The organism is Streptomyces sparsus (assembly GCF_054776295.1).
Genome location: NZ_BAAHCA010001646.1, coordinates 1 through 611 on the forward strand (window position 1 = coordinate 1; position 611 = coordinate 611).

Sequence of the window (611 nt, forward strand, 5' to 3'; positions counted from 1 at the left end):
CGCCGGGTGCCGGAGCGGCACCGTCGAGACCGAGCGGTGCCAGGACCCGCCGGGTGAGCAGTTCCTCCCAGGGCAGCCCGGTGGCGGCGGCCAACGTGTGCCCCAGTACGGCCGCGCCGAAGTTCGAGTACCGCCAGCGGCTGCCCGGCCGGTGCCGCGGCCGTCCGCGAAGGAACGCGTCGACGACCCGTTCGGAGGAGTACCCGGCGTAGGGGTTGGTGGTCCAGCGCGGCAGGGCCTGCGGGTAGAAGTCGGCGGGCAGCCGGGGCAGGCCCGAGGTGTGGGTGACCAGGTGCAGCAGGCCCACCGGGGTGCGTCCCGGCGGCAGGCCCGGCGCCAGGAGCGGGACCACCGGATCGAGCCAGGCCAGCCGGCCCTCCTGCACCAGGTCCGCGAGCAGCAGACCGGTGAAGGTCTTGCCGGCCGACCCGACCTCGTAGCGCAACCGGTCGCGCGGAGTCACCGGCGGCGGTGCGGTGCCTCCGCTGCACAGCGCCCGCTCACCGTGCCGGGACCAGGCGAACACCACGTCGGGTGCGTCCGCCGCCCGCACCGCGTCGGCCAGGCCCTCCAGGACCTGCACGACGCCGGTTGCGAACTCATCACCATCA

General features: G+C 75.1%; 1 protein-coding gene. It reads right to left on the bottom strand.

The features are described from left to right. Nucleotides 1-583, bottom strand: a 583-nt coding sequence (locus tag ACYVE9_RS30085) for a serine hydrolase domain-containing protein (protein ID WP_461031021.1), incomplete at its 3' end; no start/stop codon positions are given. Nucleotides 584-611 lie beyond the last annotated feature (28 nt).